This is a genomic window from Nocardia sp. NBC_01730 (assembly GCF_035920445.1).
Classification (GTDB): domain Bacteria; phylum Actinomycetota; class Actinomycetes; order Mycobacteriales; family Mycobacteriaceae; genus Nocardia.
This window is the reverse complement of sequence record NZ_CP109162.1, coordinates 6,779,082-6,799,185: the sequence shown is the minus strand read 5'-3', so window position 1 is coordinate 6,799,185 and position 20,104 is coordinate 6,779,082. Positions and strand designations below refer to the sequence as shown.

2 protein-coding genes are annotated in these 20,104 nt (G+C 65.5%); both read right to left on the bottom strand.

What is annotated here, in order from left to right; translation table 11 throughout:
• Window positions 1-62 precede the first annotated feature (62 nt).
• Window positions 63-12,338 (bottom strand): amino acid adenylation domain-containing protein, encoded by a 12,276-nt coding sequence (locus tag OHB12_RS28690; protein WP_442799874.1) that lies wholly within the window; start codon window positions 12,336-12,338, stop codon window positions 63-65.
• 165 nt (window positions 12,339-12,503) lie between these two features.
• Entirely contained in the window at window positions 12,504-19,841 is a 7,338-nt protein-coding gene (locus tag OHB12_RS28685) for a non-ribosomal peptide synthetase (protein ID WP_327112456.1), read from the bottom strand.
• Window positions 19,842-20,104 lie beyond the last annotated feature (263 nt).

Below are 20,104 nucleotides of genomic sequence, written 5' to 3'. Positions count from 1 at the left end.
CGACTGGGGGTGATTATTCCCTGTCGACGCGCGATTCGGGTGGCGACGTCGACAGTCCGCGGCTACGGACGACGGTCGAGCAGTGCGGCCAGCTGCGGGCCGAGCGCGGCGAGCGCCTCGGGTGTCGCCATCCGAGCGTGCGTGACCTCGATCGGCCGGTCCACGACCGCGCCGGACACGTACGACTGCCAGTCCGTCGCGGCGGCGCGCAGCTCGTCGGCAGGGTCGGCCACGGCCGCGCTGAAGTACTCCACCGTGCCGTGGAACATCCCTGGACGGTGCTCGGCGATCAGCTCGGCCGAGCGGACCGCGCTGCGATAGATCCGGCGCAGCCGCTCCGGGGTCACCGTGACCAACTCCGCCGGAATCGTGGCGTGCAATGCGGCCAATGCCTCGTCGCTCAGTTCGTAGACATCGTCGTCCGCGACGTCCGGACCGGCGCCGAGCCCGAGTTCGGCCAGCGCACCGCGCACCGCCGCGCGGAAGCCGACGACGTCCGGATTCGGATGGCTGTCCATCATGGCCAGCAACGTCACCTGCTCGCCCTCGGCCTGCAACCGGGTCGCGATCGTGTGGGCGAGCACACCACCGAGCGACCAGCCGAGCAGCCGGTACGGCCCGTGCGGTTGCACCGCCCTGATCTCGGCCAGATAGCGCTGCGCCAGCTCGGCCAGCGATCCGGGCAGCTCGCCGTCCTCCGACAGCGCGGGCGACTGCAAACCGAAGATCGGCTGCTCGGCGGGAAGATACCGGGCAAGGCCCGCGTACGACCAGGCCAGGCCGTACATCGGGTGGAGGCAGAACAGCGGGGCCGCCGGACCGCTCGCGCGGATCGGCAGCAGCACGTTCAGTGCGGCGTTGGCCTCAGCGCCGCCCTCATCGATGCGCGCGGCCAAGGCCGCCACCGTGGCGTCGGTGAAGAACCACTGCACGCTCACCGTCGCGCCGGTGGCGTCACGGAGTCGGGTGACGGCCCGCGCCGCGAGCAGCGAGTTGCCACCCAGAGCGAAGAAGTCGTCGTCGAGGCCGACCTTTTCCGCGCCGAGCAGTTCGACGAACGCTTCGGCCACGGCCCGTTCGGTCGCCGTCTCCGGTGCTCGGTAGGAGATCGCGCTGACGAACTCCGGCGCGGGCAGCGCCTTGCGGTCCAGCTTCCCGTTCGGGGTCAGCGGCAGCGCGTCCAGCACGACGACAGCGTCCGGCACCATGTATCCGGTAAGGAACTGGGCGACCTGGGAACGAACGATCACCGGGTCGATGCCACCAGAACCGTCGGGCACCACATAGCCCACGAGACGCTCTCCGGACCGGTCGTCGGAGCGCACGAGCGCGACCACTTGGCCGACGCCGGTGCAGCGCAGCAGCGCCGACTCGATCTCGCCGAGCTCGATGCGGAAGCCGCGCAGCTGCACCTGCTGGTCACTGCGTCCGGCGTATTCCAGTGCGGCCGGTCCCTCGCCGTCCCGCCACCGGCCGACGTCGCCGGTGCGGTACATCCGGGACCCGGGCGCTCCGAACGGGTTCGCGACGAAGCGAGTCGCGGTGAGACCCGGCCTGCCCAGGTAGCCGCGGGACAGCTGCGCGCCGACCACGTGGATCTCGCCGGGCACGTCCACGGGTGCAGGGTGCAGCCGCCGATCGAGGACGTAGGCGTCCAGGCCGGGGATGGCCTGGCCAATGACGCTGGCCGGATCGTGTGCGTCCCGCTCGTCCAGCGGAAGGAAGGAGACGTGCACCGTCGTCTCGGTGATGCCGTACATGTTCACCAGACGGGTCGCACGACCGTGCCGTTCGTACCAGCGTCCGAGCTTGCGCAGGTCAAGCGCCTCGCCGCCGAACACCACGTAGCGCAGCGCGAGATCGCCTGCGGCAGAGGAAGCCCGGTCGGCCTCCACCAGCTGATAGAACGCCGACGGCGTCTGGTTCAGCACCGTGACCTGTTCGCGAATCAGCAACTCGCGGAACAGTTCCGGCGAACGCGACGTCACATAGTCGACCACGACCACCGAGCCGCCGTGAACCAGCGCGCACCACAGCTCCCACACCGAGAAGTCGAACGCGAAGGAATGGAACAGCGTCCACACGTCGCTCTCGTCGAACCCGAACAGCGGCTGGGTGTTCGCGACCAGCTCCACCACGTTGCGGTGTGCGACACCCACGCCCTTGGGCACACCGGTCGAACCTGACGTGTAGATGACGTATGCCAGGTTGTCCGGCCGCAGCGGCGCGATGCGATCCGCATCGCTGATCGGGGCGTCGGACCAGGTCTCCGCGTCCGTAAGCAGCACGACGGGCAGATCGCCTGCGGGCAGATCGCTGCGCTCGTCCGCGGTGGTCAGCACACAGACCGGTGCGGCGTCGGCGAGCATGAACTCCAACCGCTGCGCCGGGTACGTGGTGTCGATCGGCAGATACGCCGCACCCGCCGTCAGCACCGCCAACAGCGCGACCGGCAACTCCTCGGTACGCGCAACCGCAACCGCAACCAACGATTCCGGACCCGCACCCTGCGCGATCAACGCACGAGCCACCCGATTCGCCCGACGCTGCAACTCACCGAAGGTCAGCGCGGTATCACCGAAACGGAGCGCGACCGCGTCCGGCCGTCGCCAGGCCTGCTCCGTGATCAGGTCGGGCAGCGTCGTGCCCGGCACCCAGGCTCCCGGCGAATTCCATTCGTGCAGAACCTGTTCGTGCTCGCCGGGGGCGAGCACGTCGACGTCGCCGACGACCGCGGTGGGGTCGGACGCCACCACCGCGAGGATCCGCAGGAACCGGTCGGCGAAATCCTGCACGGTGGCGGCGTCGAACAGATCGGTCGCGTAGGTGACCGTCACGGAGATGCCCCGCGCGTTGGGCTGTTCCGCGAGAGTGAGCTGAAGGTCGAACTTGGCCGAATGCACCTGCGGATCGATGCCGGACACGGTGAGCCCGGGCAGTTCGAGCGCGGTCGGCGCGAGGTTCTGCAGGACGAGCATCACCTGGAACAGCGGATGGCGTGCCGCCGACCGGACCGGATCGAGCAGCTCGACCAGGCGCTCGAAGGGCAGATCCGCGTGGCCGAACGCCGCGACGTCGGTCCGGCGGACCTCGGCGAGCAGCGCGTCGAACGGCGTGCCCGGATCGATCTCGGTGCGCAGTACCAGCGTATTGACGAACATGCCGATCAGGTCGTCGAGTTCGGCCGCACCACGGCCCGCCACCGGGGTGCCGATGGCGATGTCCGAGGTGGCCGACACCCGGGTCAGCAGCACCGCCAGCGCTGCGTGCACCACCATGAACAGTGTCGAATTATGCTGCTGGGCAAGGCGATCGAGGCTGGCGTGCAGGTCAGGATCGATGGCGAAGTCCAGCGTTGCTCCGCGATAGGAGGCCAGAGCGGGCCGGGGCCGATCCATGGGCAGCGGCAGTTCGTCCGGAAGGGCGGCCAGAGTGGTGCGCCAGTACTCGGCTTGCTGGGCGATCAGGCTCGCCGGGTCGTCTTCGGCCCCGAGCACTTCGCGCTGCCAAAGGCTGTAGTCGGCGTACTGGATCGGCAGCGGGGCCAGGGACGGAATCTCGCCTCGGCTGCGCGCGCCGTAGGCCAGCACGAGATCCCTGGTGAGCGGACCCATGGACCAGCCGTCGGAGCTGATGTGGTGGGCGACGAACGCGAGCACATGCTCGGCGGGGCAATCCGCGTTCTCGGCGGCCACCTCGAACAGCTCGGCGCGGAACGGCACCTCGGTGGTGACGTCGAAGCCCGCGGAGATCATTCGGGTCACCACGGCGGCGAGATCGGACGGGTCGATTCGGCTCGGCGCGATCCGGATCGGCACCTCGTGCGGCGCGAGCACCTGCTGCACCGGTCCGAGTGGTGTCTGCGGGTACATGGTGCGCAGGATCTCGTGGCGTGCCACCAGATCTTCGACCGCCTGGTGCAGGGCGGCGACATCCAGCGGGCCGGAGAGCCGGATGGCGACGGGAATGTTGTAGACCGAGGACGCCGTATCGAACTGGTTGAGGAACCACATGCGCTGCTGGGCCAGCGACAACGGGATCCGCTCCGGCCGCGGACCGGCCACAAGGGCGTTGTGCCCGCCACTGCCCGCGTGCTGCTCGACCTTCGCCGCGAGTCCGGCCACGGTCGCCGCTTCGAAGAGGGTCCGCACGGGGACGCGGGAATCCAGTGCTGCACCGATACGCGCTGCGACCTGGGTCGCCAGCAGCGAATTGCCACCCAGGGCGAAGAAATCGTCATCAACGCCGACACGCTCCACACCGAGCACTTCGCCGTACACCGATGCGACGATCTCCTCGATCGGCGTCGAGGGAGCACGGAATACCTGGGCTTCGAATTCCGGCTCCGGCAGCGCTTTACGGTCCAGTTTGCCGTTCACGTTCAACGGCAGAGCGTCCATTTCGACAAAAGCGCCGGGCACCATGTACGACGGCAAAGCGGCACCGAGGACTGTTTTCACTCGCGCCACATCGAGGTCGCCCTCGGCTGGAACCAGGTACGCGACAAGCCGATCACCGGTCTTCGGATCAGACTTCGCGACCACCGCCGCCTGCGCGACCTCCGGCAACGCCAGGAGCGCCGTCTCGATCTCACCCAATTCGATACGGAAACCACGAATCTTCACCTGGAAATCGGCGCGACCCCGGTATTCGAGCTCACCGGAACCGGTCCATGCCACCAGGTCACCGGTTCGGTACATCCGGGCACCGGACTCGAACGGATTCGCCACAAACCGATCCGCCGTCAAATCCGCACGATCGAAATACCCACGAGCCAGTTGCGCACCCGCCAAATACAACTCACCGGACACACCCACCGGCACCGGCCGCAAACGTGCGTCTAACACAAAAACCCGGCTGTTCCACTCCGGCGCACCAATGGACACCGATGCCTGGTCGGCCTCGGTCACCTGGTGACTGGTAATCGACACCGCCGCCTCGGTCGGACCATACAAGTTGAACAACTCGGTACGGGGGTATTCCCGCAGGAACCGCTGCGCCAGCGGACCTGGCAACGCCTCACCGATGGCCAGCACCCGCCATAGCGAACTCGGAAACTCGTTCGTCGTCAATGCGTCGAGCATCGAGGGCACCGCGTGCAGCGTGGTCACCCACTCACGCGTCATCAACTCGTTCAGGTACGCCGGATCACGATGACCATCCGGTGCGGCGATCACCGAACGACCACCACAGACCGCGGCCGACCAGAACTCCCACACCGACAAATCGAATGTCGCCGCAGTCTTCAACAAAATCGCATCAGCCGCATCGAGACCGAACTCGATCCGCTTCCACTGCAACTGATTCGCGATCGCCGCGTGCGACACGGCCACGCCCTTCGGGCGACCCGTCGAGCCCGAGGTGAAAATCACATACGCCGTGTTCTGCGGGCGCAGGGGCGCCACACGATCGGCGTCGGTAACCGGTGTTTTGTCCAGCCCCTCGAGCTCGAGTTCATCGATCCGCACCAACGGCGCTGCATCCGTGTCGAATTCCGCGTCGGCATCGGTCAGCACGCACACGGGAGCAGCAGACTCGAGAATGTAGCTCGTGCGCTCAGCAGCTTGATCAGGATCGATCGGCACGTACGCACCACCCGACTTCGCCACCGCGTACATCGCGACGACCAGATCCACCGATCGCCGCAACGCCAACCCAACCCGCGACTCCGGGCCAACACCGGCGGAAATCAGGTAGCGGGCAAGACGATTCACCCGAACATCGAGTTCAGAGTAGGTCAGCTCGGCCCGCTCGCCGTCGGGCAGATCGGCCACGAGCGCGACGGAGCGCGGGTCGGCGGCCACACTCGCGTCGAGCAGCGAGACCAGTGTCGCGCCGTCGTCGACGTGCTGCCCGGTCGCGTTCCACATCGAGAGCACATCGGTGCGCTCGGTCTCGGTGAGAAGGTCGATATCTCCGACCACAGCATTGGCGTCGGCGACCACAGCCGCGAGGATCCGCGACAACCGAGCCGCGAAACCCTCCACTGTCGCGGCATCGAAAAGATCAGTGGCATACGTGAAGAACCCACCGATACCAGCAGGCACACCCGACTTGCCATAGGCGTCACCCACAATCAAATGCAGGTCGAACTGCGACACATCCAAATCCGCATCCACACCGGATACCACCAGCCCGGGCAACTCCAGGGCGGCGCGCGCGACGTTCTGGAATGACAACCCCACCTGGAACAACGGATGATGCGCCGTCGACCGCGGCGGATTCAACACCTCCACCAACCGCTCGAACGGAACATCAGCGTGTGCGAAGGCCTGCAAATCGGACTCGCGCTGTTTGCCCAGCAACGCTGTGAACGACTCACCCGGCTCGAACCGCGTCCGGAAAACCACAGTATTGACGAACATACCGATCAAATCATCGAGCTCACGCTCACCACGACCCGCCACAGGCGTACCGATCGCGATGTCGTCGGAACCCGACAACCGAGCCAGCAACACCGCGAACGCCGCATGCACCACCATGAACAACGTCGCACCATGCGCACGAGCCAGCTCCACAAGCCCCGCATGCGTCGCCGCGTCGATCTCGACGCCCACCCGCGCACCCACCATCGAGGCCACCACAGGCCGCGACCGATCCGTCGGCAACTCCAGCAGATCCGGCATATCAGCCAGCTGCCTACGCCAGAACCCGATCTGCTGCGCCGCAATGGACTCCGGATCGGACTCCTCACCCAGCACCGCACGCTGCCACAACGCATAATCCGCGTACTGCACCTGCAACGGCGACCAACCCGGCGCCGCACCAGAGATCCGCGCCGCATACGCAACCATCACATCCCGCACCAGCGGACCCATCGACGACGCATCCGCCGCAATGTGATGCACCACAACGACAAGCACATACGTATCGGAAGTCCCGTCGACCCGGATGAGGGCCGCTCGCACCGGAACGTCGGCGGTCACGTCGAACGGTGTCGAGGCCAAGTCATAAACGGCGCTCGCCACATCGGTTTCGGCCAGCATTCGTGGGGCGACATCCAGCGCCACTTGTCCCGGGGGTAGCACGACCTGGACCGGACCGTCCACAGTCTCCGGATACACAGTGCGCAACACCTCATGCCGCGCAACCACATCGCGCAAAGCCGCACCCAGCGCGGATACATCCAGATCGCCGATCAGACGCAACGCGAACGGCAAGTTGTAGGCCGCCGAACCAGCCTGTGCCGCAGCATCATCAACCTGATCGAACCGATTGAGGAACCACATCCGCCGCTGCGCCAACGACAACGGCAACCGCTCTGGACGAGTAACACCGCCCAGCTCCACACCACGCTCACCATGTGTCCGCGACTCGATCGCCGTAGCAAGCGCGGACACGGTCGGCGTCTCGAACAGGGTCCGCACCGGCACTCGCGCACCGACCGCGGACCCCAACCGCGCCACCGCCTTCGTCGCAACCAGTGAGTTGCCGCCGAGCGCGAAGAAGTCATCATCCGCGCCGACCCGCTCGATACCGAGCACGTCAGCGAACACCCCCGCCACGATCTCTTCGACCGGTGTCGAGGGTGCACGGAACACCTTCGCTTCGAACTCCGGCTCGGGTAGTGCTTTGCGGTCGAGTTTGCCGCTGGTGTTCAGCGGGAACGCGTCCAACTCCACGACCGCCGCGGGAACCATGTAGGTGGGAAGGATGTCGCTGATCCTCGACCGTAGCGCGACCGGATCGATCCGATCTCCCGCTGCGGCGACCACATAAGCCACCAGTTGGTCGCCCAGGCTCGATCCGGTGACTACTGCTACTGCTTGGCTCACGCCGGGTTGTGTCAGCAACGCGGTTTCGATCTCGCCGAGTTCGATGCGTTGTCCACGGAACTTCACCTGGAAATCGGTGCGCCCGATGTATTCCAGCCGGTGCGCGAGATCCCCTGCTGGTGCGCGCCATACCACGAGGTCACCGGTGCGGTACATCCGCTCACCGGCCGTGAACGGGCTGGCGATGAACCGGTCCGCGGTCAAATCCGGTCGAGTCACATAACCGCGTGCCAGCTGGTCACCGGCCAGATACAACTCACCGGGCACCCCGGCCGGGACCGGGCGCAGGCGTGAGTCCAGCACATACACCTGGGTGTTCCATTGCGGGCGCCCGATCGGTACGGTCCGCTCGTCACGCCCGTCGGCGGGCCAGTAGGTGACCGATACCGCGGCCTCGGTCGGACCGTAGAGGTTGTGCAGTACCGCACCGGATACGGTCTGCCAGGCTGTCACTGTTTCCGGTGGCAGCGCTTCACCGATCACGAAAACATCCCGCAGCGTCGGAACCGACCCCGGGGTCAACTGTGTGGCGAATACCGCCAGCATCGAGGGCACGAAATCGGTGACCGTGACCCGTTGCGCGGTGATCGTGTCCGCGACGTAGGCAGGGTCGCGGTGCCCGTCATGCGTAGCGACGACCAGTTTCGCGCCTGCCCGCAACGGCATGAAATAACCCCACAACGACACATCGAACGTTGTCGCTGTCTTCTGCAGATACACATCACCCCGACCGAGTGGGTATTGCGCCAACATCCACTCGATCTGGTTGTTGATCGCCGCATGCGATACCGCCACACCCTTCGGCCGACCTGTCGACCCCGACGTGAAAATCACATACGCCGGATGCTGCGGCGATACCGGACGCAGTAGTTCCCCAGCACGCACCGGGGAAGAGTCGAATCGGTCGAGGTCCAGTGTGTCCATCGTGAGGACGGTGATATCGCCGGGCACGGTGACCGCGTCCGTACTGGTCGTCACGACACAGGCCGGTTGAGCGGTGTCCAGGATGTGTGCGATGCGTTCGGCTGGTTGGTCGGGGTCCAGCGGCACCCACGCCCCACCCGCCGCGGCGATCGCATACATGCCGACCACGAGGTCGGGTGAACGCCGCAGGGCCAACCCCACCAACGATTCCGCGCCCACACCCTGCGAGATCAGCAACCGCGCAAGCCTGTTCACTCGTGCGTCGAACTCACCATAAGTCAGTTCGACACCCTCGAACACCACCGCTACCGCGCCCGGATCGGCAGCCACCGCACGCCGATACCCATCCAGCAGCAACCCGGAGTGGACCGGATGCTTCGTATCGTTCCATTCGTGCAGGATCCGACCCTGCTCAGCAGGCGCCAGCAGTTCCAGATCACCTACCGGAGTGTGTGGCGCGGTGAGGATCTCCCCCAGCAAACGAGTGAACCGCTGCGCGAACCCTTGCACAGTCGTCTGGTCGAATAGGTCGGTGGCGTAGGTGAACATGCCGGTGAGGCCTGTGTCGGGGCCTTGTTGTGGTGTGATGGTGAGTTGTAGGTCGAATTTGGCGGCTGTGTTGTCGAATTCGACGGTGTTCACCGACAGGTCTGGTAGTTCGAGTTGTGCCTGATCCATGTTTTGGAAGAACAACGCCACCTGGAACAGTGGGTGGTGTGCTTGCGAACGTGGCGGGTCCAGGACCTCGACCAGCCGCTCGAACGGTAACTCGGCATGGGAAAACGCCGCGAGATCGGTTTCTATGGTCGTTTCGAGCAGGTCGCGGAACGACGATGCGGGATCGACCACGGTCCGTAGTGCCAGCATGTTGACGAACATGCCGACCAGCCCGTCGAGTTCGGGCTCGCCGCGCCCAGCGACCGGTGTACCGATGGTGATATCGCCGATACCGGACAGTCGGGCCAGTAACACGGCGAAAGCGCTGTGCACCACCATGAACAATGAAGCACCACTGGCGTGGGCGAGATCGTCGAGCCCTGCTCTGATCGGTGTGTCGAGTAGGAAGGTGAACACCGCGCCGCGCCCCGAGGCGTGTGTGGGTCGCGGGCGGTCCATCGGGAGGTCGAGCCGACCCGCAACGCCCGCGAGGCCCGCACGCCAGAAAGCGATCTGCGCCGCGGCCACCGAGTCCGGGTCGTTCTCCTGGCCCAGGACCGCGCGCTGCCACAGGGTGTAGTCCGCGTACTGCACCGGCAGCGCAGCCCAGCCGGGTGCGGTGGCGGCGCGACGCGCGAGGTAGGCGGTCATCAGATCACGTACCAGCGGAGCGATCGAGGTGCCATCGGCGGCGATGTGGTGCACCACCACAGCGAGAACGTAGTCATCGTTACCGAGCCGGGCCAGCGACAGGCGCACAGGCACTTCGGCCGCGACGTCGAACCCGGTCGAGGCGTATCCGCGTAACCAGTCCAGGAGTTCGTGCTCGGTGATCGGTGTGGGTGTCAGGTCCGCGACCGTCTGGGCCGCAGGCACAACCACCTGATATCCCGAACCGTCCACCGCCGGATACACCGTCCGCAACGACTCGTGACGCTCGATCACATCCACGACCGCCGCCTGTAACGCCGCGACGTCCAACGCACCCGACAACCGGATCGCGAACGGAATATTGTTCACCGCGGAACCGGTATCGAACTGATTCAGAAACCACATCCGCTGCTGCGCCAACGACAACGGGATTTGTTGCGGGCGCTGCACCGCAACCAACGCGCGACGTGCTGGGCCGCCTTCGAATTCGGCGAGCCGCGCAGCGAGTAAGGCGACCGTGGGTGCCCCGAAAACTATCCGGGCGGGTATCCGCACACCGACCGACGCGCCGAGCCGAGCCGCGACCTGCGTCGCGATCAGCGAGTTACCGCCGAGCTCGAAGAAATCGTCGTCCGCACCGACCCGCTCACCCACGCCGAGTAATTCACCGAACACCTCCCCGACCAACTCTTCCCACGGCCCCACCGGTGCACGGAACATCCTGGCCTGCAGGTGTGGTGTGGGTAGCGCCGCACGGTCCAACTTGCCCGCGGGAGTCAGCGGGACCTCTTCCAGCACCATGACCGAGGTCGGCACCATATGCGCGGGCAGGCTGCGTTCGGCATGCGCGATCAACCCACCGACATCGATCGAGTGCCCACCCATCGCGTGTACATAGGACACGAGGATCGTCGCCCCGCTGTCCAACCGGTGCCCGACCGTGACAGCGAAATCGACGCTTTCATGGTCGGTGAGCACAGCATCGATCTCGCCCAACTCGATACGGAAACCGCGGATCTTCACCTGGAAGTCGTTACGGCCCAAATACTCCAACTCGCCATCGGCGCTCCAGCGCACCAAGTCACCGGTGCGATAAAGCCGGGAACCATTCACATCGAACGGGTTCGCCACGAAACGCCCAGCCGTCAGACCAGGTCGTTGCCGGTAACCACGAGCCAATTGCGGTCCAGCGATATACAACTCACCGACCACACCAACCGGGACCGCGACCAAACGGTCATCCAACACATACTCGGTGACCGCCCGGATCGGCGCACCGATCATCACCGCCACACCCGGCAGCAACGACGCACTGATATTCGTCGCGACCGTCGCCTCGGTCGGCCCGTAAGCGTTATAGAACTCACGCTCACCACCAGGAATCGGAATCACCCAACGACGCACCAACTCCGACGGACACGCCTCCCCACCCACCACGACAACCCGTAACTCCTCGAGACCAGCAGGATCCACCGAAGCCAACGCGGCAGGCGTGACGAACGCATGCGTCACCCCTTCCCTCCCCAACAACACAGCCAACTCATCGCCACCGTAAACCGTCGGCGCCACCACCACCATCGTCGCCGCACCACCAACCGCGAGCAACAACTCCAACACCGACGCATCGAACGACGGCGACGCGAAATGCAACGTCCGTGACACCTCGCTCACCCGATACCGGTCACGTTGCTCCACACACAAACCCGCCAACCCCGCCTGGGTCACCACAACACCCTTCGGGACACCCGTCGAACCCGAGGTGTAAATCACATACGCCGGATGCTCCGCCCGCAACGGCCGTAACCGATCCGCATAAGTGACCGGCTCGACCGAATAACCCTCCAACTCACGCACAAAAACATCGGAATCGATAACCAACCACTCCACACCACCAGGCAACCCATCCACCACACCCCCAACAGTCAAACCCAACACCACCCCCGAATCCCGCACCATATGCTCAACCCGATCAACCGGATAATTCGAATCCACCGGCACAAACCCCGCACCAGTCTTAGCCACCGCCCACACCGCAACCACAGAATCAACCGAACGCGGAATCCCCACCGCAACAAGATCCTCCGGCCCCACACCCCAACCGATCAACAACCGAGCCAACCGAGTCGACCGCTCATCCAACTCCGCATAACTCAACCGCGCCAACACACCCACCGCATCAGCAAAAACAACCGCAACACCAGTCGGATTCGCCTCAACCGCCGTCGCCAACAACTGCGGAAGCGTAGTGACCCTGGGTCGCCTCGTGCGCGTGGGGCGCACCCGCGTCGGCAGGGTCACGCGACCCCCGCTTTCCGCTTCCTGGGTCCCCACCCATGGGCCTGCAGACTATTTTCCGACAAGCGAATCATAAAAACTCTGCACATCCTGCCGCTATAGAACACTTCTATGACACGTTTCCAGCGGGAAACCTTGCAAACCGACCGCTCGTCACCATAGTCACATACCTAGGGCTTGCCCGTGACGGGGGGAACAGCATCACTCCATGTCGAGCAACTCGCTGAGTTCCACGATCGAATCCACCTGGGTCCAGGGAGCCTCGAGAACAGCGCCGACACCGTTGTCGAGCACCACAGCCCGCAAATCCTCCAATGCGGTGGGGTCGAGCGCGTCGAGCCCGGCCCGATCGGTCACCAAATGGGTCACCCATTCATCGGCGAGCGACTCGGTAGTCACGTCGCCTTCCCACATGAGGACCACCGATGCACCGACCGATCCGGCGGCGACCACCTCGACCAGCGCAGCCGGCGCCTGCGGGCTGCCGTGCTGGAAGGTGCGTGATTCGAAGGTCAGCTCGGTCCGCGCCCGCAACCGGCCGACCGCCGTGGCCAGGCTGTCGTAGCTGAGCACCTGCTCTCCGACGAACGCCGGGTCGCTGCCGCGCAGCGCACGGGTGCGGTGTGCGTAGGTCACCGGGCGCGGCGACTCGGCGGCGATCTCGGCGGCGACGCCGGGATCATCGAGCGTGAGCCAGTCCACCTCGCCGGTGGACTGTGCGGCACCGAGCGTGAGCCCGACCTTGATCTCCAGCCCGTCCGGCAGCGCCGCGTCGAGTGTGGCCGCCGGCACCACCGCCGCACCCGCCTTCAGCACAGCCCAGGCGGTGATCATCGCCTCGATACCGCGCTCGAGCAGCACCGCGACACCCGTACCCGGCCCGCAACCACGCCCGATCAGCACCCGCGCCAACCGCGACGAACGAGCATCCAGATCCTGATACGACAGGATGTCCTCGCCGGAAACCACCGCCGGGCCCTCCGGATCGTCTTCCACAGCGGCCGCCAGCGCCTGGGTCAACGCCGTGCCCGCAGTCGCCACCGGCGGTTCGACAGCCACCGATTCAGCCGCGGCGGCCATTCGCTCCCGCTCCACCTGGTCGAGGATGTCGATGTCGCCGACCAGGACATTCGGGTCGGTGGCCACAGCGGTCAGGATCCGTTCCAGCCTGCGCCCGAACGACTGGACCGTGGACTCGTCGAATATGTCGACGGCGTAGGTGAAGACAGTGTCCAGCTCACCGAACGAACCATCCTCGCGATGGTGCGGATCGACATTCACCTGCAGGTCGAACTTCGCCGCGACCATGCCCGCGTCCAGCCCGGCGACAGTGAGCCCCGGCAACTCCAAGACCGGCTGCTCATTGTTCTGGAACGACAGCACCACCCCGAACAACGGACTGCGCGTAGTCGCCCGACCGGGCGCGACCACCTCCACTACCCGCTCGAACGGAATATCCGCGTTGGCGAACGCGGTCAGATCGGTCTCCCGCGCCCGATCGACCAGCTCCACGAAAGGCAGACTCGACTCCACCGCCGTGCGCAGTGTCAAGGTGTTGACGAACATGCCGACCAGATCATCGAGCGCACGCTCGCCACGACCCGCGATCGGCGTGCCGATAGCTACGTCCGGGTCTCCCGACAACCGCGCGAGCAGCACAGCCAGCGCCGCGTGAACGACCATGAACAACGTCGAATTATGTTCGCGTGCAAGGCTGGTCAATGCCTCATGCACCTCGGCCGAAACAACGAACCCGGTGTTGGCCCCACGCATCGTCGATACCACCGGACGCGGACGATCCAGCGGCAATTCCAGCTCACCGGACAACCCGTCGAGCTGGTCACGCCAGTACGCCAACTGCCGGGCAGCCACCGAATTCTCGTCATCGTCGGTACCGATCACGCTGCGCTGCCAGATCGCGAAGTCGCCATACTGCACCGTCAACGGCGACCAACGCGGCGAGTTGCCACCGATCCTGGCCAGGTAAGCAGTCATCAGATCACGGGCCAGCGGCGCCATCGACGCGCCATCGGCGGCGATGTGATGCGCGACCACAGCCAGCAGATGCTCATCCGCCCCGGACTCCAGTAGCAGAGCACGCACCGGAACCTGCTCGGTCACATCGAACCCGGTTGCCATCAGCTCGGTAACCCGACCGACCGGGTCATCGGTGACCGCCACCTCCAGCCCACCCGGCAGCGCCTCAGCCACCGACAAGACTTCCTGATACGGCAACCCACCCGGCCCACGCACCGGATAACGCGTACGCAGCGACTCATGCCGCTCCAGCACATCCGCCATGGCATAACCCAACGCCGAGACATCCAGCACACCCGTCAACCGGATCGCCAACGGGATGTTGTACGCAGGCGAAGCCGGATCGAACTGATTGAGCACCCACATCCGCTGCTGCGCCAACGACAACGGCACCAACTCCACCCGCTCAGCGCGGGCGAGCTGCGGACGTGCACCACCACCGGTACCGGGCGTCACGCGGGCGGCCAACGCAGCGACGGTGGACGCCTCGAACAACTCGCGCACCGCGACGTTCGCGTCCAACGCCTCATTGATCCGCGCGACCACCCTGGTCGCGATCAGCGAATTACCGCCGAGAGCGAAGAAATCGTCATCCAAGCCGACTCGTTCGACACCGAGCACCTCGGCGAAGGTTTCGGCCACGATCTCCTGTACCGGTGTGACCGGCGCACGAAATACTCTGGCCTCGAAACTCGGGGCAGGCAACGCTTTACGGTCCAACTTGCCCGATACATTGAGCGGGAACTCATCGAGCACCAGATAGGCCGACGGCACCATATACGCGGGTAGTTGTCCGCCCAGCGCGGCCTTCACCGACTCGATATCGACCACGCGGCCCGGGTCCGCGACCAGGTAGGCGACCAGCTGATCGCCGAGACGATCATCCGGACGCACCACCACAACCGCCTGCGCCACGGAGTCCGACGCCGTCAACGCCGACTCGATCTCACCGAGCTCGATACGCAGACCACGCAACTTCACCTGGAAATCGGTGCGGCCCAAATACTCCAGCTCACCGTTGCCGGTCCAGGCCACCAGATCACCGGTGCGGTACATACGTTCGCCGTCACCGAACGGGTTCGCCACGAAACGCTCACCCGTCAGATCCGGGCGAGCCACATAGCCCTGCGCCAACTGCGTACCCGCCAGATACAGTTCACCCGCGACACCTACCGGCACCGGATGCAACCGTGAATCCAGCACGAACACCCGCGTGTTGAACACCCCGGCACCGATCGGTACCGACGCGGTATCGGCTTCGGTCACCTCGTGGAAAGTCACATCGACCGCGGCCTCGGTCGGGCCGTACAGATTGTGCAGACGCGCACCGGTCAACTCACGCAACCGTTGCGCGGTCACCGCCGGCAACGCCTCACCGGAAGCGAACACCTGGCGCAGACCCGGCGCGGGTACACCGACGCCTTTCTCATTGCCCAGGGTAGAAACGAACACCGAAAGCATCGACGGCACGAAATGCGCGGTGGTAATACGCTGCTCCGCGATGACCCGGAGCAGATACACCGGGTCACGGTGCCCGTCAGGACGCGCGACCACCAGCCGGGCACCGGTCTGCAACGGCCAGAAGAACTCCCACACCGACACATCGAACGTGGCCGGTGTCTTCTGCAGCACCGCGTCCTGGGGGCCGATCGGATACTCGTGCTGCATCCACAACAAACGGTTCACGATCGCGGCATGACTGACCGCCACACCCTTCGGACGACCGGTCGAGCCCGACGTGAAGATCACATACGCGGTGTGCTCGGGCAGCAATGGTCGCGTGCGCTCGCTGTCGGTGATCGGTGCACCACTGCCGGTAGCGAACCCCGGCGCGGCTTCGATGTCCTCGACCGACAACACCGCCACTCCCGGTAGCGGATCGAAACCGAACTCGTCTACGGACCTGTGCAGAACCATCCGCGGTCGTGCGGTCTCGACGATGTAGTTGATCCGCTCGGCGGGCTGGTCTGGATCCAACGGCACATACGCCGCACCGGCCTGCACCACCGCATACATCGCGACGACCAATTCCGTCGAACGCCTGATCGCCAACGCGACCACCGCTCCCGGCCCGACACCCACACCGATCAGGTGCCTGGCAACCCGGTTGACGCGTTCCTGCAACGCACGGTAAGTCAACCGCTCGTCCTCGAACACCAACGCCACCGCATCCGGCGACACCGCGACCTGCGCGTCGAACAACGAAACCAACGTCCCAACCGGCAACGAACGCGCAGTATCGTTCCACTCGACCAGCACCCGCGCACGCTCCTCCGGCACGAGCAGATCGATGTCACCGACGGTCACCTCGGAATTCGACGCCACCGCGGCCAGGATGCGTCCGAAGCGGTCGGCGAAGTCGTGCACGGTTGCTTGATCGAAGAGGTCGGTGGCATAGGTGAACGCCGCTGAGATGCCATGCGCTTCGCCTCGCCGGTCGATGTTCTCGACCAGTGTCAGTTGTAGGTCGAACTTGGCCAGCGGCACGGCCGGGTCTACCCCCGACACCGAAAGGCCTGGCAGTTCCAGCTCTGTGCGCGCCAGGTTCTGGAAGGTCAACATCACCTGGAACAGTGGGTGCCGGCCTGCCGAACGTGCCGGGTCCAGCAACTCCACCAGCCGCTCGAACGGCACATCGGCGTGACCGAACGCCGCGACATCGACCGCACGCACCGCACGCAGCAGTTGATCGAAACGCGCACCGGAATCGATCTCGGTACGCAACACCAGCGTGTTGACGAACATACCGACCAGATCATCCAGCGCGGCCTCACCACGCCCCGCGATCGGGGTACCCACCGCGATATCGCGGGTACCCGACAACCGGGCCAACAGCACCGCCAACGCCGCGTGGACCACCATGAACAGCGTCGAATTATGGCTGTGGGCAAGACGACTCAATGCCGCATGCACATCGGCGTCGATCTCGAAACCAACCGTCGCACCACGGTGAGACGCGACCGCGGGACGCGCACGATCGGTAGGCAACTCCAACTGCTCAGTCAACCCGGCCAGCTCGGTACGCCAAAACGCGATCTGCTGCGCCAGTACCGAATCCGGGTCCTCCTCGGCGCCGAGGACCTCACGCTGCCACATCGCATAGTCGGCGTACTGCACCTCGAGCGCGGGCCATCCCGGTGCAACGCCGCGCATCCGGTCCACGTACGCGTGCATCAGGTCACGAGTCAACGGGCCCATCGAGAACCCGTCGCCTGCGATGTGGTGCACCACGCAGATCAGCACGTGCTCGGTCGCACTCAACGCGAGCAGGCGCACCCGCATGGGCGGCGCGGTGGTCACGTCGAAGCCCTCCGTCACCGCGGCAGCGACGAGCGCGGGCACCGCGGCCTCGTCGGCCTGCTCGACCACGAACTCCGGCACGGCACGCGGGTCACCCATCGGCAGCACCAGCTGGTAGCCCTCGCCGTCGACCTCCGGGTAGACGGTGCGCAGCACCTCGTGCCGCTCCGCGAGATCACCCACCGCTGCCCGCAACGCATCGACATCGAGCCGACCCGACAGACGCACCGCGGTCGGAATGTTGTTCACCGCGCTGGCCGGATCGAAACGGTTCAGAAACCACATACGCTGCTGGGCATACGACAACGGCACCCGCCCCTTGCGCGGACGCGCTTGGAGCGCCTGGCCCGGGGCCGAACCCGTGTGCTGTTCCACGCGTTCGGCGAGCGCGGCGACGGTGGTCGCCTCGAACAGCAACTGCACCGGAACCCGCACATCCAGCGCGGAACCGATTCGCGCCGCGGCCTGCGCGGCGAGCAGCGAATTACCGCCGAGCTCGAAGAAGTCGTCATCCGCGCCGACCCGGCCGTCCTCCTCGGGCACCAGCAGCGCGGCGAACACCTCGGCGACGATCTCTTCGACCGGAGTCGAGGGCGCGCGGAACGCGCGTGCGGCGAAGACGGGTTCGGGTAGCGCCGCACGGTCGAGTTTGCCGACCGGGGTCAACGGGATCTCATCCAGCACCATGATGGCGGCCGGAACCATATACCCGGGCAACGACTCCGAGAGGAACTCGGCGAGCACACCGGTGTCGACGTCGGCCCCTGCGCTCGGCAGCACGTAAGACACCAGAGCGGTCGCCCCCGACGGCAGCGTCTTACCGAGCGTCGCCGCGAAGTCGATGTCCGGATGTGCGGTCAACGCGTTATCGATCTCACCGAGCTCGATACGGAACCCACGGACCTTCACCTGAAAATCCGAACGCCCCAAATACTCGATGACGCCACCCTCACCACCGGATTCGGTGCGGCGCACCAGATCTCCGGTGCGATACAGCCTCGCGCCGGGATTACCGATCTCAGCACCGAACGGGCTGGCCACGAACCGCTCCGCGGTCAACCCCGGCCGCCCGAGATAACCCTGCGCCAACGCCGCACCCGACAGATACAACTCACCCACCACCCCCGCGGGCACCGGACGCAGCCGTGAATCAAGGACGAACGCACCGACTCCCGCGATCGCCGAACCGATCGTGATCGGATCACCCGGCACCATCACCGCGGTACTCGTGGCCAGAATCGTCGCCTCGGTAGGCCCGTAACCGTTGTAGAACTCCCGCTCACCGGCCCACCGGCCGACCAGCTCCGGACCGAACTTGTCCCCGGCCACCACCACGACCCGCAGATCGTCCAGCCCCGTCGGGTCCACCGATTCCAGTGCACCCGGAGTGATCAACATGTGCGTGACATGCTCACGCCGCAACAGATCCGACAGTTCATGCCCACCGAACACCGACGGCGGCGCGATCACCAACATCGCCCCAGAAGAGAACGCCAGCAGCAACTCCAGCACCGAAACATCGAAATTCGGCGAGCACACATGCAACACCCGCGATTCCCCAGTCACCCCATAATGCGCGCGTTCAGCCGCCACCAACCCGGCAAGGCCACCATGCGACACCACGACACCCTTGGGCTTGCCCGTCGACCCCGAGGTGTAGATGATGTAGGCCGGGTGCCGCTCATCCAGCGGCCGAACCCGATCGGTGTAGGAAATAGGGTGCCCCGGGCGCGCCGCGATCTGCGCGGCCTGCACCGGATCATCCAACTCCACCCAGTGCAGCTCGGTGCCGAGCACGGCACGGTGCGCCGAAGTGGTCAGACCCACCGTCGCACCGGAATCGGAGACGATGTGGTTGATCCGGTCGGCCGGGTACATCGGATCCACCGGCACATAGGCGGCACCGGTCTTCGCGATCGCCCACACCGCCGACACCGACTCCACACTGCGCGCGATACCGATGGCGACCACATCGCCCGGACCCACACCACGCTCGATCAACTCCCTCGCCAGCCGCGAGGACGCCGAGTCCAACTCGGCGTAGGTCAACTCGCGATCATCGGCGGGATCTCCCGTCGGATTGAACCTGATCGCGACCTCAGTGGCGGCGGACTCGACCGCAGCGGTGAGCAACTGCCCGAAAACGGGGCTGCCCGACCTGCGGCGACGGCTACCACGAGCGGAACGACGGGCAGTTTCCATTCGAGTGCATTCACCTCTCGCATCGAGCCAGGACCCGGCCCTACCCAGATCAGGGCATGATGTCCAGGACCAGTGCGGTCCGAGCAATCATATAAGGGACTGACCCCTAACCAATATTTGCTGTGTCAGGCTGCCCTACAGCGATCCCCTAACAGCGGTCTTGTCCGGATACCCTGCCGTTGTATCGGCGCAAACCCCAGCGCGTTGCAGGAGTACGGGAGTTGGTGAACCAGCTCACAGCCACACGCGCCCAGGTGGCTGTC

Excerpts from the sequence above, each read along its gene's own strand:
- OHB12_RS28685 (WP_327112456.1), bottom strand. The coding sequence starts at position 19,841 with ATGGAAACTGCCCGTCGTTCCGCTCGTGGTAGCCGTCGCCGCAGGTCG.